We start from the raw sequence: 13,801 nt of genomic DNA on the forward strand, positions 1-13,801 counted from the left end.
GCCGGAGAGCGTTTGCCCGTCCGGCACGGGCCCGCCGCGCCCCCACCCAGGCGCCGCTCCCGGGCGGGGTGGCGCCTGGGTCGGGGAGCGTTTGCCCCACGGGGCCGGGCCGGTGCCCCGGCACCGGCCCGCGGGCCCCTCGCCGCCGGCCCGCGAGGCTCACCGCCCACGTCCACCGCCGACCGCCTCGGAACCACAGGCCGGTGCGTCGGTGTACCGGTGTACCGGCCGGCGGGGCCTCACCCCCGCCGGCCGGTCAGGCGGGCAGCGTCATCAGGGCCAGCGGGTCGGAGGTCGGCTGCGGGGAACCACCTGCCGGTTCGACGGTGATGCCGATGCCCGACGCGCCGTCGAGCGGCCCCTCCATGACCACCGCCGCCGTTGCGCCCGACCCGTCCATGAGACCGGCGGACCTCATGGAACCGCCGTCGGCGAACCAGAGTTGGTACACCTTGCCCTCGGTCGGTTTCGGCAGTCCCGCGGCGAGGAACGCGGCCTTGTTCCGCGCCCGTGAGACGACCACCGTGCCGGTCGCCCCCTCCGAGAGCCCGGCGGATACCACCTTGGCGTCCGGGGCGGCGAGCACCGAGGCCAGGTCCGCCGCCCGGCGTTCCGTACGCTGCGCCGCGTCGCGGGCGCTTTGCGCCTCCTGGTACTGCCAGAGGGCCGCAGAGCCGAGTGTCGCGGCCGCCGCGAGGCTCGCCGCCAGCGCGAATCGGGACAGCGCTCGCCGGCGCCGCGTGCTGCCGCGTCTGCTCTGGCGCGGCACCACCGGCGGCGCCTGGCGCTCCGCGGCGATGCGGGCCATCACCCGCTGCTTGAGCACCGGTGGGGGTGCGACGGCGACCGCCGAGGCCAGCTTGCCCGTGGTGGCGGCCAGTTCGCGTACCTCCTCGGAGCACGACGGGCAGCCCGGAAGATGCCGCTCGAAGTCGGCGAGCTCCCCGGGCGGCAGCGCGTGCAGCACATAGGCGCCTGTGAGCAGGTGCAGATCACCGGTGTTCACGCGCACACCCCCAGGCAGTCGCGCAGCCGGATGAGTCCGTCACGCAGGCGGGTCTTGACCGTGCCCAGCGGCACGGACAACAGCTCGGCGACCTCCCGGTACGTCAGCCCGCGGTAGTAGGCGAGGGTCACCGACTCGTGCTGAAGCTCCGTCAGGGTGCGCAGACAGCGCCGTACCTGCTCACGCTCGAGCCGGGCGTCCACCTGCTCGGTGACCTCGTCGTACGCGGGCGTACGCTCCAGCAGCGCCGCCCGCCGCTCGCGGTCGGCGGCGGCCTGCGCCGACCGCACCCGGTCGACGGCCCGCCGGTGGGCGAGCGTGAGGATCCATGTCATCGCGGAGCCTCGGGACGGCTGGTAGCGGGCGGCCGAGCGCCAGACCTCGAGCAGCACTTCCTGCGCCACCTCCTCCGACTGGGCAGGGTCCCGCAGTACCGTGCGGACCAGGCCGAGGACGCTGCCGCCGACCGCGTCGTACACCTGGGAGAAGGCGTTCTGGTCGCCTCTGGCCACCAGGCCGAGCAGTTCCTGGAGATCAGGGCCGGCAGGAGCGGGCCCACCGATGTGTACGGCTGCTTTCACGCGGCGATCCTCCACGGTGCGGACGCGTCGAAGGGACATTCCACCGGGCATTCGTAGCCGGACGCCCGGCGGATCGGTGCGGTCCGCGGCATGGTGTCACGACCGAGCGAGTGCCCCGCCGCCGGCCGGGCTGCGGTGTGCCGTGCGGGTGGCCCGCACGACGAGGAAAATGAGCAGACCGATCGGCGAGAGCAGGATCGTCAGCACCAGCAGGGCCCCATCACCAAGGGGTGGACGCCGAGTCGCCGTGCCTCGCGGTACATCCACTGGCCGAGCAGCAGATCCCAGGCGATGACCTGTGCCCAGACGGCGCCCGCACCGTTCGCACGGGCGGTGAGGTCACGGAACAGGTCGATGTCGGGACTGCTGACCGCGGCCAACAGTTCGGGGAACACCGGGATCGCCATGGTGAGATGGACGAGGAGTACGGGCACGACGGTCAGGGGTGATGCCGCGACGCGGGCCGTGAGCCGCAGGTGCGGCGCGAGAATCATCAGCAGCCAGACGGGGGCGACGAGCCAGAAGGACAGTTCGAAGAGGAATCCGGTCATGTCGCGAGCTCCTTGTGTGTGTCCGACCCGCTGGTCCTGCTGGTCCCGCTGGTTCTGCTGGTCCGGCCGGTCCCGCCGACGGGTGGGGTGGTCCCGCGCAGCGCCGCCCAGGTGCCGGCCGCCGCGGCGAGAAGGAGGACGGCCACGGCCGCGAGCGTCACCCCGTCCGGGCGGACCAGGGCCTGCCCGCGCAGCGCCTGCCACGTCACCAGGGCGAAGACCCCGGTGTACGTCCCCGATGCCACGAGAACCAGCCGCAACCGGACGCGTTCGTCACGCAGTCGGGCGAAACGCGGGGCGAACACGACCAGAGCGAGCAGGACGAAGGGCAGCACCTGGAGCGCGTGCAGCCCCACGAAATGAGGCACTCTCAGGTCACCGCCCGTCATCTCCCAGCCGGTCAACGGCATCGCAGGTCCGCCGTCCGGCACTCCGACAGCGTGTGCCCCGACGACCTCCGGCTCCCGTGTCTCCGCCTCCGCGCGCTGCTCGGGCGTCGGCCGCGCCATGCGGAACCCGATCAGGGCACCGGCCAGCGAGAGCACGGAACCGAATCGGACGGCCCAGGCCGATGCCCGGTCGGCGGGCCCGCTGCGGAACAGCAGTACGGCGATGACCAGAGCGGCGGCCCACAGCACGACGACGGTCACGGCCATCGTGTCGAACAGCGCCTTGTCGAAAGGCGTTTCGTTGTTGAAGTGGCTGCGCCTGCCGCGCATCGCCTGACCCGCGATCAGGATCATCTCGATCGCGCCGGTGACGGCGACGACGGTGCCGGCCCACCAGCCGGCGCGCCGGAAGCGGGGCAGTAACGACAGCATCCAGGCGAGCGAGAGTGCGTAGGCGAGGAACGAGGCCGAGAACTTGAAGGGCTTGAACCACACCGGTGATCCGGCGACGAGACGGTCGTCCACCGCAACTCCCACGGCGGTCATGACGGTCAGCACTGCCATCGAGGCGGCGAACAGCATGAGCGGCCGGTTCCAGGAGAGCCAGGGTGGAGAGGACGCGGAAGAAGACATGGAGGTACCCCCGGGGAGTTATGGATAGTGGCGCTTACCGCTATCAGATAGTGAAACTATCTATGATGGTGGCCGGGAATGGCAAGAGGCGAAGGGTGAACGCGCAGTGCGCATCGGTGAGTTGAGCCGCAGGACCGGGGTGCCGGTACCGACGATCAAGTACTACGTACGCGAAGGACTGCTGTCCGCAGGGGAGTTGACCAGTCCGAATCAGGCGAGCTACTCCGACGCGCACGAACGGAGGCTCCGGCTGATCCGCGCACTGCTGGAGGTGGGCGGACTCTCCGTCGCCTCGATCAGGGACGTGCTCGGGGCCGTCGACGACCCGGACAAGTCGGTCCACAAGGTGCTCGGCACGGCCACGGACGGACTTGTGCCGAGGTACGCGGCCGGCGACGAGTCACCGGCCGCCCGCGAGAAGGTCCGCGAACTGATCACGCGCCGCGGCTGGCGCGTGGACGCGGCCCACCCCGCGGCGGAGGCGCTGACGGAGGCACTGGCGGCGCTGGAACGGGTGGGGCACGGCGCGTTCGCCGAAGTGCTCGACGACTACGCGTCCGCTGCGGAGACGGTGGCCCGCGCGGACCTCGCCCACGTGGCGCGGCACATCGGTCTCGACGACCTGGTGGAGGGAGTGGTGGTCGGCACGGTGATCGGGGACGCGATGCTGGCGGCGCTGCGGCGTCTGGCGCAGATGGACGGGTCGTCGCGGGCGTACGGAGAGGGGTGACGGTCGCGTGCGCCTGCGGCGGGCTTGTTTCCCCTACCCTTCCCTACGGCCTGGCGGCCGTGGGGGGACCCCCACTTCCCGCTGCATCGGGTCGGGGGCCGGCCCCGCGCGGCGGCCACGCTCCCGCGCCGCGGACGCAGCCCGCCCAGCGCGAAACCTCAGGCGCCGCGCTCCTGTTCGCGTTCCACCTGCTCGTTCCACTCGCGCTTCACCGCGCGCCACGCCTCGTCCGTCTGGCCCAGGCGCCAGTAACCCGAGATCGACAGCTGCTCCTTCGGCACGCCCCGCTCCACCCGGAGCAGCCGGCGCAGTTCCTTGACGCACGCCGCCTCGCCGTGGACGAAAGCGCAGACCTTGCCCTCCGGGAAGTCCAGTGCCGTCACCGCGTCGACGAGTGCCTGGCCGACCGGGCGGTCGCCGCGATGGAGCCAGGTGATGCCGACCCCGTCCGGGGTGGCGGTCTTCTGCTCGTCCGCGGGGCCGTCGATTTCGACGAAGGCGTGGACGACAGCGCCGGCCGGCATCTGCTCCAGCGACGCAGCGATAGCCGGCAGTGCGCTCTCGTCGCCCGCCAGCAGGTGCCAGTCCGCGTCCGGGGCCGGGGCGTAACCGCCGCCGGGGCCGAGGAGGCGCATCGTGTCGCCGAGGCGGGCGCGGGCGGCCCACGGGCCGGCCAGTCCCTGGTCGCCGTGGACGACGAAGTCGATCGTCAGCTCGCGGTGCGCGGCGTCCCAGGACCGCACGGTGTACGTGCGGTTGGCGGGCCACTGGTCGCGCGGGAACTCCGCGCGGATCCGGTCGAGGTCGAACGGCTCCGGATATGTGACGCCGTCGGCGGGGAAGATCAGCTTCACGTAGTGGTCGGTGCAGTCGCCGAGCTCGAAGGCGGCCAGCCCTTCGCCCCCGAGCACCACCCGCACCATGTGCGGAGTGATCTGTTCCGTGCGCACCACCTGCGCCTCATGGACCTTCGGTGACGTGCGGGCCGGACGTTCCGCTCGGTCTGCCACGGCGTTACTCCCTGGAGGATCGGTGCTTAGGCTTACCTAAGTTAACACCTCGTCCAGTGGCTCAGCGCTTCAGGGCGTTCAGCAGCCGGACCATCGCGCCGCCCAAGCCCCACTGCTCCGTCAGCCGGTCGAGGGCCACCGGGTCGCGGGGCGCGCTCGGCAGTGCGGCGTCGAATTCGGGCAGCGCCACGTCGGAGGCGACCTTGACGACCTTCGGGGCGACGGTGACGTAGGCCCTGGCCTCGTCCAGCCTCCGGCGCTGCGTGGGGGTGAGCTTGGAGCCTCGGTCGCCGACGGCCGTCATGATCCCGTTCAGGTCGCCGTAGGTGTCGAGGAGCTTGGCGGCGGTCTTCTCGCCGATGCCCGGCACGCCGGGCAGTCCGTCGCTCGGGTCGCCCCTGAGCAGCGCCAGCTCCACATAGCCGGGCCCGTCGACGCCGTACCGCTCGCGCAGCCACGCCTCGTCCGTCGTCTGGAGCGTGCCGACGCCCTTGAGCGGGTACAGCACCCGGCGTTCGCGCGCGTCGTCGACCAGCTGGAACAGGTCGCGGTCGCCGGTGACGATGTCGACCGGACCGGTGGCCCGCGTGGTGAGCGTGCCGATGATGTCGTCCGCCTCGTAGCCGTCGGCGCCGACGCGGGCGATACCGACCGCGGCCAGTACGGCTTCGATCACCGGGATCTGGGGGGTGAGCGTGTCGGGGACCACTTCCTCGTCCGGGGCCTGGTCGTGTTCGGCCGCGACCCGGTGTGCCTTGTACGAGGGGATGAGGTCGACGCGCCACTGGGGCCGCCAGTCGTTGTCCCAGCAGGCGACCAGATCGTCCGGGCGGTGGTCCTGGACCAGCCGTGCGATGAAGTCGATGAGCCCGCGCACCGCGTTGACAGGTGTGCCGTCGGGTGCCCGGACCGAGTCGGGGACTCCGTGGTAGGCCCGGAAGTAGAGGGAAGCGGTGTCGAGGAGCATCAGGCGTCGGATCACAGGGACGATGATGCCGCACCCCACCGACAGGCGGCCCGCAGTCCGAGCCGGCACCTCCGGAGGTGCCGGAAAGGTGAACTGGGTCACACTTCAGTTTGACTTCTGAACGCCCGGGGAGGCGCGGAGCCGGAGCGAACCCGGTTGTGATTTCAACAATTGCACCGGGCAAGCGGGCAGACCCCGTCGCGTTCCACGGTCTGCCGGCGGGGGTGGCGGGCCGTTTCCGGTTCGACCCGTGAGGTGTATGTGTCCAGGCTGCAGGCCGAGCACTTGTACAAGGTGTTCGGCAGACGACCCGATGAAGCGGTGACCAGGCTCGAAGGCGGCGCGGACCGCGACGAGCTGCGCGCCGACGGAACGACCGCAGCGGTCATCGACGCCTCCTTCACCGTCGAGCCGGGCCAGATATTCGTCGTCATGGGGCTGTCCGGGTCCGGCAAGTCCACCCTGCTGCGCATGCTCAACGGGCTCCTCGAGCCGACCGCCGGACGCGTCCTCTTCGACGGTGAGGACCTGACGGCTCTGAGCCCCCGCGACCTGCGTACCGTGCGCTCCACCAAGATCAGCATGGTGTTCCAGCACTTCGCCCTCTTCCCGCACCGCAGCGTCCTCGAGAACGCCGGCTACGGCCTCGAGGTGCAGGGCGTCCCCCGCGCCGAACGCGACAAGCGCGCCGCGGAGGCCCTCGAGCTGGCCGGCCTCGGCGGCTGGGAGAACTCCTGGCCCGACGAGCTCTCCGGCGGCATGCAACAGCGCGTCGGCCTCGCCCGCGCGCTCGCCACCGACGCCGACCTGCTGCTGATGGACGAGTCCTTCAGCGCCCTCGACCCGCTGATCCGCCGCGACATGCAGGACCAGCTCCTCGAGCTCCAGAAGCGTCTGAAGAAGACCATCGTCTTCATCACCCACGACCTCAACGAGGCCATGCGGCTCGGCGACTCGATCGCGGTGATGCGCGACGGCAGGATCGTCCAGCTCGGCACCGCCGAGGACATCCTCGTCACCCCCGCCAACGACTACGTCGCCTCCTTCACCCAGGACGTCGACCGCTCCCGTGTGCTCACCGCGGGCGCGATCATGGCCGACCCGGAGACGGCGTACGGCACGAAGACGGACAGCGGCAAGGTCATGCGCAACGCCACGGACGTGCTGGCCGCCGCGCCGGCCACGGTCCCCGCCGGAACGCCGATCATCGAGCTGTTCACGCCCTGCTCGACCAGCGGTACGGCCGTCGCCGTCACCGACGACGAGGGCGAGCTCATCGGCGTCGTACCGAGGGCCCGTCTCCTCGCCGTCCTCGGCGAGCCGATGGCGCCCACCGCGCCGCCGGCCGTGCCGGCGCAGCCCACGCCCGCCCCCGCGAAGTCCGCCGCTCCGGCGGGCAAGGCGGTGGCCAGTGCCTAGGATCCACCTCGGCGACTGGGTCGACAGCGGTGTCGACTGGCTCCAGCGCCATCTGTCCTGGCTGTTCGACGCGATCAGCTCGCTCGTCACCGGGATGTACGACGGCATCGACGCGGCGCTCTCGGCTCCCGCGCCGCTGCTCTTCGCCGGCATCCTCGCGGTCGTCGCCTGGTGGCTGCGCGGCCTGCTCGCGGGTGTCCTCGCCTTCGCGGGCTTCGCGCTGATCGACTCCATCGAACTGTGGGAAGACGCCATGTCGACCCTGTCGCTGGTGCTCGTCGCCACCCTCGTGACACTGATGATCGCCGTCCCGCTCGGCATCTGGGCCTCGCGGTCGAAGACGGTCAGCACGATCGTCCGGCCGGTGCTCGACTTCATGCAGACCATGCCCGCGATGGTCTACCTGATCCCCGGCATCATCTTCTTCGGCGTCGGCGTGGTCCCCGGCATCATCGCCACGATCATCTTCGCCCTCCCGCCCGGCGTGCGGATGACCGAGCTCGGCATCCGCCAGGTCGACGAGGAGCTCGTCGAGGCCGCGGAGGCCTTCGGCACCACCCCGCGCAACACCCTCGTCCGGGTGCAGCTCCCGCTCGCCCTGCCGACGATCATGGCCGGCATCAACCAGGTCATCATGCTCGGCCTGTCCATGGTCGTCATCGCGGGCATGGTCGGCGGCGGCGGCCTCGGCGGCGCCGTCTACCGCGCCATCGGCAACGTCGACATCGGCCTCGGCTTCGAGGCCGGCGTCTCCATCGTCATCCTGGCCATGTACCTCGACCGGATGACCGGTGCGCTGGGCAGCCAGGTCTCGCCGCTGGGCCGCCGCGCGCTCGCCAAGGCGCGCGCCATGGCCGGAGGGCTGAAGATCCGGGACCACCGCCCGCAGCCCGCCGTCGCGGTCGCCGGCATCGTCGTCCTCGCCCTCGTCGCCGGAGGGATGGGCATGTTCGGCGGGGCCAAGTCGGACACCGCCGCCGGCGCGTCGGAGATCGGCGACGGCAGGAAGGTCTCCATCGGCTACATCCCGTGGGACGAAGGCATCGCCTCCACCTTCCTCTGGAAGGAACTGCTGGAGCAGCGCGGCTTCGAGGTCGACACCAAGCAGCTGGAGGCCGGTTCGCTCTACACCGGCCTCGCCGGCGGCCAGATCGACTTCCAGACCGACGCCTGGCTGCCGGTCACCCATGCCTCCTACATGGACAAGTACGGCGACAAGCTCGAGGACCTGGGCTCCTGGTACGGCCCCACCTCGCTGGAGCTGTCGGTGCCCTCGTACATGAAGGGCGTCGACTCCCTCGAGGACCTCAAGGGCCGGTCGGGGGAGTTCAAGGGCCGGATCGTCGGCATCGAGCCGAGCGCCGGGATGATGGGCATCCTCAAGGACAAGGTCCTGAAGGACTACGGCCTCGAGGGCGAGTACAAGGTCGTCGACGGCTCCACACCCGGCATGCTGGCCGAGCTGAAGCGCGCCTACGACAAGAAGGAGCCCATCGTCACCACCCTGTGGTCGCCGCACTGGGCGTACAGCACCTACGACCTGAAGAAGCTGGGCGACCCCAAGGGCTCCTGGGGCAAGGGCGACGGCGTGCACACCCTCGCGCGCAAGGGCTTCTCCGCCGAGTACCCCGAGGTCGGCAAGTGGCTGAAGAACTTCAAGATGACCGAGGAGCAGCTCACCGGTCTCGAGGCGAAGATCCAGGAGACCGGCAAGGGCAAGGAGCAGGAAGCCGTCCGCGCCTGGCTCGGGGACAATCCGGATCTCGCCGACACGTGGGCCCCCGCCGGCAAGACCGGCAAGGCGGCGAAGGGCGGCAAAGACGAGCGTGACCGCGCCCTGAACGTCGCCTGGTTCCCGTGGGAGGAGGACATCGCCGCCACCTACCTGTGGAAGGCGGTCCTCGAGGAGCGCGGCTACACGATGAACCTCAAGCAGTTCGAGGTCGGCCCGATGTACACGGCTCTCTCCCGCGGCCAGATCGACGTGCAGTTCGACGGCTGGCTGCCGACCACGCAGAAGAAGTACTGGGACAAGTACGGCGACAGACTCACCGACCTCGGCTCCTGGTACGGACCGACCTCGCTGGAGCTCGCCGTCCCCTCGTACGTCGACGGGGTCGACTCCCTCGACGACCTCAAGGGGCGCGGCGACGACTTCGAGGGCCGGATCGTCGGCATCGAGCCGGGCACCGAGACCATGAACATCCTCAAGAACAAGGTCCTGCCGGACTACGGCCTGGAGGACGAGTTCGAGGTCGTCGACAGCTCCACGCCGGGCATGCTCGCCGAGCTGAAGCGCGCGTACGCCAAGAAGGAGCCGATCGCGGTCATGCTGTGGACCCCGCACTGGGCCTACAGCGAGTACGACCTCACCAAGCTCGCGGACCCGAAGAAATCCTTCGGCGAGGGCGACGAGATCCACACCGTCGCCTCCAAGGACTTCCCGAAGCAGTACCCGCAGCTCACGAAGTGGTTCAAGGACTTCAAGCTCAGCGAGAAGCAGCTCGCCGGCCTGGAGAACGAGATCCAGAAGCACGGCACGGGGCACGAGGAGGAGGCCGTGAAGGCCTGGATGGAGAAGAATCCGGGCATCGCGGACGAGATCGCACCCCGGTAACGTCCGGACCCCTCCGCCCGGACGCTCCACCGAAGGGGTGGGTCCCGCCGACTCGGCGGGACCCACCCCTTTCCGGTACCTGTTCCACCCGGCTCCGGCCCGCCCGCAGGCCTTCGCTCGTGCGCTTGTCGAGTACGGGTGGACGGATGGTGCGTATGGTGAGACAGGACCCAGGGGAGGGGAGCCCGGCCCATGGACGCGAAGGACGCGAAGGACATGAAGGAGAGGGAAGAGCCTCTCCGGGTGGGTGCCGCCGTGCGCAAACGCCGGCGGGCCCTCGGTCTCACGCTGGCTGCCGTCGCCGCCCGCAGCGGCCTCTCCGTGCCCTTCCTCAGCCAGATCGAGAACGAGCGGGCCCACCCGAGCATGCGCTCGCTCCAGCGGGTCTCCGACGCCCTCGACACCTCGGCGGAACGACTGCTCGCGGCCTCCGACGCCGCTCGCACGGTGGACGTCGTACGGGCCGGCGACGACGCCAGGACCACCGCGCCGTCCGACGGCGTCCGGGCCCTGGTGCGCGGGCAGCACCAGCTCCACGCGCTGGAATTCAGCGGCGAGAAGGAGACGGGCCGGGAGTTCGAGCACCGTAACGACGAGCTGCTCTACGTCGCGGACGGGGCGGTGGAGGTCGAGGCCGAGGGCCGGGCCTACCGGCTCGGCCCCGGCGACGCACTGTTCCTCTCCGGCGGGGTCCGCCACCGCTGGCGCGCCACCACCCCGGACACCCGCATCCTCGTCGTCTCCGTCTCCGACCACATCGCCACGACCACCGACCCGCGTGGCTGAGGCGGACCGGTGCGCGTCGTCTCCCTGGTGCCCTCGCTGACCGAGGCCGTAGCGGCCACCGCGCCGGGGCTCCTCGTCGGAGTCACCGACTGGTGCACCCACCCGCCCGGCCTCGACGCGGCCCGCGTCGGCGGCACCAAGAACCCGGATGTGCCGGCCGTTCTGCGGCTGCGGCCCGATCTCGTGATCGCCAACGAGGAGGAGAACCGGGAACCCGATCTGAACGCCCTGCGCGAGGCGGGCGTCGAGGTGCTGGTGACCGAGGTACGTGACCTCGACCAGGCCTTCTCCGAGCTCGAACGGGTCCTGGTCACCGGCTGCTCCCTCGACCGGCCGCGCTGGCTGGACGAGGCGCGCAGGGCATGGGCGGCGGTCGAGCCGCTGCCGGAGCTGCGTGCCGTGGTGCCGATCTGGCGCCGTCCGTGGATGGTGCTGGGCCGCGACACCTTCGCAGGGGACCTGCTCGCCAGGCTCGGTGTGGTCAACGTGTACGCACAGCACCCCGAACGGTATCCGCGCATCCCCGTCGAGGAGCTGACGGCGATCGGCGCCGAGGCCGTCGTACTTCCCGACGAGCCCTACCGCTTCACCGCCGACGACGGCCCGGAGGCCTTTCCCGGTCTACCCGCCGCGCTCGTCGACGGACGGTACCTGACCTGGTACGGGCCCTCCCTCCGCCGTGCCCCTGCGGAGCTCAGCGCGGCGCTCGCAGCAGCTCGCCGCGCAGCAGACCGCGCGAGGAGCTGACGGCGATCGGCGCCGAGGCCGTCGTACTTCCCGACGAGCCCTACCGCTTCACCGCCGACGACGGCCCGGAGGCCTTTCCCGGTCTACCCGCCGCGCTCGTCGACGGACGGTACCTGACCTGGTACGGGCCCTCCCTCCGCCGTGCCCCTGCGGAGCTCAGCGCGGCGCTCGCAGCAGCTCGCCGCGCAGCAGACCGCGCAGGGTGAGCGTCCCGGCGACCGCCCAGGCCACCACCAGGCAGCCGTAGAGCGCCGTCGCGGACCACTGGTACGTCACCAGGCCCGTGCGGTCCGCGAGGCTCTGGGCGCCGGTCACACACGTGCCCACCGGGAAGGTGAAGGCCCACCAGCCCAGCGTGAACGGCATGCCGCGCCGGGCGGCCCGTACCACCATGGCCGCCGCGAGGGCCAGCCACAGCAGAGCGAAGCCCATGACAGGCACGCCGTACACGACGGCGAACACGGCCATGCCCGCCGCATACGGCGCGTCGAGCTCACCGGGTGCGGCGTCGGCCAACTTGTTCACGGCGGTGGTCGACTGGCCGAGCGGGCCGAGCACCAGAAACAGCGCGGGCGTCGTCGCGAGCGGCAACGGGCCGTGGTGCACGAGCCGGGCGAAGACCATCGGCAGGATCAGCAGCGTCGCCAGCAGACTCAGCCCGAACATCGCGTAGCAGGCGAACAGGGCCGCCTCCCGCCACTGACCCGGCGGCAGGTACGGCACCAGGAGCGGACCCGACGCCGCGGACACCATCGGCGCCACGACGGGCAGCAGCCACACGGGCGAGGCGCTGCCGGCCTCGACCCTGTGCCGCACCACCATCAGATACGGCACCGCGACGGCGCCCACGAGGCCGACGAGCGTCCCCGCCGCGAACAGCGCGAACGCGGCGCCCACCGCGGGCCCCTCGCCCACGACGTCCCGGCCGACCGTGAGCGTGCCGGTGCCGACGGCGAGCAGAGCCATCGCCAGGCAGCCGTAGAACGGGGCCACGGCGGGGTCCAGGAGATGGGCACGCGCCTGGTCCCGGTGGCGGAGCCAGTGCCCCGTACGGCCCGCCACGACCGCGGCGAGCAGCACCAGCGACAGCGCCCAGACGCCGGTGAACGCCGTGCGCAGAACGGGGACGTCCAACGGCAGCGCGACCCCGGCGCTCGCGACCACAGCCGTGCCCATGACAGCCGCATACCAGTGAGGACCGAGCTGCCGCAGGGCCGGGGGCCGGGGCGCGACGACGATCCGGACCGGGTCCGGCGGGCGGGGGAGCGACTGTACGGCGGTGACCATGACGCCACGTTCGCCGACGCCCGCCGCCCCCACCAGGGACCTTCTCCCTATCGCCTCATAAGCTGGTCTTATGAGCGAAGAGCAACGTGTGCCGCTGGCACACCGGGTGCCCGACCTGGGGGCGCTGGAACTGCTGCTCGCCGTCGCCCGCCACGGGAGCCTCGGGCGTGCGGCCCGCGAAGTCGGCATCACCCAGCCCGCGGCGAGCAGCCGCATCCGCTCCATGGAACGCCAGCTGGGCGTGGCCCTCGTCGACCGCTCCCCGCGCGGGTCCCGGCTGACCGAGGCGGGCGCGCTCGTCACCGACTGGGCCCGGCGGATCGTGGAGGCGGCGGAGGCGTTCGACGCCGGCGCGCAGGCGCTGCGGGGCCGGCGGGACTCACGGCTGCGGGTCGCGGCGAGCATGACGATCGCCGAGTACCTGCTGCCCGGGTGGCTCATCGCGCTGCGCGCACAGCGCCCCGGCACGGCGGTCTCGCTGATCGCCGGAAACTCGTCGGCCGTCGCGGAACGGCTGCTCTCCGGGGAGGCCGACCTCGGCTTCGTCGAGGGCCTCGCCGTGCCGGAAGGCCTCGACGGCACCGTCATCGGCCACGACCGGCTGTTCGTGGTCGTGGCCCCCGGGCACGCGTGGGCCCGGCGGCGCAGGGCCCCGCTGACCCCCGAGGAACTGGCCAGAACACCGCTCGTCCTGCGTGAACGGGGCTCCGGCACACGGCAGGTGCTCGACTCGGCGCTCTCCCGCCACGGTGGGCTCTCCGCGCCGCTGATGGAGCTGGCCTCCACCACCGCGGTGAAGGCCGCGGCCGTCAGTGGGGCGGGTCCGGCGGTCCTCAGCGAGCTGGCGGTCACGGAGGAACTGTCGTCCCGCCGCCTGACGCGGGTGCCCGTGGAGGGGGTGGCGCTCGAACGCGACCTGCGCGCGGTCTGGCCCCACGCGCAGCGGCCGGTGGGCCCGGCGCGGGAGCTCTTGGGGTTGACGCGGGGGTGACGGTGGGGGGCCGCTGCGCGGTGGGCCACGCCCCGCAGCGGCCACGCCCCGCAGGGGAACAGCCCGGGGCAGCGGTCACGCCCGCAG

General features: G+C 71.7%; 12 protein-coding genes and 2 pseudogenes. 7 read left to right on the forward strand and 7 right to left on the reverse strand.

All coding sequences use genetic code 11. The features are described 5' to 3' along the window. Positions 1–256: 256 nt before the first annotated feature. The 4 genes and pseudogenes from GLX30_RS28520 to GLX30_RS28535 all read right to left on the reverse strand — a co-directional run bounded on the left by GLX30_RS28520 (position 257) and on the right by GLX30_RS28535 (position 3,091). Positions 257–1,006: an anti-sigma factor gene (locus GLX30_RS28520; protein ID WP_159693646.1), complete on the reverse strand. Its 750-nt coding sequence runs from the start codon at positions 1,004–1,006 to the stop codon at positions 257–259. Beyond that, a complete protein-coding gene (locus tag GLX30_RS28525) occupies positions 1,003–1,587 on the reverse strand; it encodes a sigma-70 family RNA polymerase sigma factor (RefSeq protein WP_159693648.1) in 585 nt (194 codons plus the stop codon). Before GLX30_RS28525 ends, GLX30_RS28520 begins: the two co-directional genes overlap by 4 nt. A 96-nt stretch (positions 1,588–1,683) precedes the next feature. Next, positions 1,684–2,138, reverse strand: a pseudogene (locus tag GLX30_RS28530) (ABA4-like family protein). Further along, the gene (locus GLX30_RS28535) at positions 2,135–3,091 is read right to left on the reverse strand and encodes a hypothetical protein (RefSeq protein WP_244258515.1); all 957 of its coding nucleotides are present in this window, start codon (positions 3,089–3,091) and stop codon (positions 2,135–2,137) included. Before GLX30_RS28535 ends, GLX30_RS28530 begins: the two are co-directional and overlap by 4 nt. Positions 3,092–3,266: 175 nt before the next feature. Here GLX30_RS28535 and GLX30_RS28540 point away from each other — a divergent pair, with 175 nt between their 5' ends. Beyond that, positions 3,267–3,890, forward strand: a complete 624-nt coding sequence (locus GLX30_RS28540) for a MerR family transcriptional regulator (protein ID WP_159693650.1) — start codon at positions 3,267–3,269, stop codon at positions 3,888–3,890. A gap of 158 nt (positions 3,891–4,048) precedes the next feature. Here GLX30_RS28540 and GLX30_RS28545 read toward each other — a convergent pair whose 3' ends face one another. After that, positions 4,049–4,900, reverse strand: coding sequence for a siderophore-interacting protein (locus GLX30_RS28545; RefSeq protein ID WP_208545500.1), 852 nt, complete (start codon positions 4,898–4,900; stop codon positions 4,049–4,051). Between the two features lie 61 nt (positions 4,901–4,961). Next, on the reverse strand, positions 4,962–5,867 hold the full coding sequence (locus GLX30_RS28550) for a 5'-3' exonuclease (protein ID WP_208545612.1): 906 nt from the start codon (positions 5,865–5,867) through the stop codon (positions 4,962–4,964). Between the two features lie 261 nt (positions 5,868–6,128). On the opposite strand from GLX30_RS28550, the gene GLX30_RS28555 reads away from it, so the two are divergent. The 5 genes and pseudogenes from GLX30_RS28555 to GLX30_RS35520 all read left to right on the forward strand — a co-directional run. Then, positions 6,129–7,286 carry a glycine betaine/L-proline ABC transporter ATP-binding protein gene (locus GLX30_RS28555; RefSeq protein ID WP_159693654.1) on the forward strand — a complete coding sequence of 386 codons (1,158 nt, stop codon included), beginning with the start codon at positions 6,129–6,131 and terminating at the stop codon, positions 7,284–7,286. Next, on the forward strand, positions 7,279–9,903 hold the full coding sequence (locus tag GLX30_RS28560) for an ABC transporter permease/substrate binding protein (protein WP_159693656.1): 2,625 nt from the start codon (positions 7,279–7,281) through the stop codon (positions 9,901–9,903). The genes GLX30_RS28555 and GLX30_RS28560 overlap by 8 nt, the downstream gene beginning before the upstream one ends. A 192-nt stretch (positions 9,904–10,095) precedes the next feature. Beyond that, on the forward strand, positions 10,096–10,689 hold the full coding sequence (locus tag GLX30_RS28565) for a helix-turn-helix transcriptional regulator (protein WP_159693658.1): 594 nt from the start codon (positions 10,096–10,098) through the stop codon (positions 10,687–10,689). A 9-nt stretch (positions 10,690–10,698) separates the two neighbouring features. Then, positions 10,699–11,436: a helical backbone metal receptor gene (locus tag GLX30_RS28570; RefSeq protein ID WP_159693660.1), complete on the forward strand. Its 738-nt coding sequence runs from the start codon at positions 10,699–10,701 to the stop codon at positions 11,434–11,436. Continuing rightward, a pseudogene (locus GLX30_RS35520) lies at positions 11,421–11,642 on the forward strand (helical backbone metal receptor); the annotation flags it as partial. The gene GLX30_RS28570 and the pseudogene GLX30_RS35520, both read left to right, overlap by 16 nt. Here the strand turns inward: GLX30_RS35520 and GLX30_RS28580 are convergent. Then, a complete protein-coding gene (locus GLX30_RS28580) occupies positions 11,593–12,723 on the reverse strand; it encodes a TDT family transporter (protein WP_159693662.1) in 1,131 nt (376 codons plus the stop codon). The pseudogene GLX30_RS35520 and the gene GLX30_RS28580 overlap by 50 nt on opposite strands. A 70-nt stretch (positions 12,724–12,793) precedes the next feature. Between GLX30_RS28580 and GLX30_RS28585 the strand changes: the two genes are divergently transcribed. Beyond that, positions 12,794–13,714 (forward strand): LysR family transcriptional regulator, encoded by a 921-nt coding sequence (locus GLX30_RS28585; protein ID WP_208545501.1) that lies wholly within the window; start codon positions 12,794–12,796, stop codon positions 13,712–13,714. The last annotated feature ends 87 nt before the right edge of the window (positions 13,715–13,801 follow it).

It is taken from the genome of Streptomyces sp. Tu 2975 (genome assembly GCF_009832925.1).
Lineage (GTDB): Bacteria > Actinomycetota > Actinomycetes > Streptomycetales > Streptomycetaceae > Streptomyces.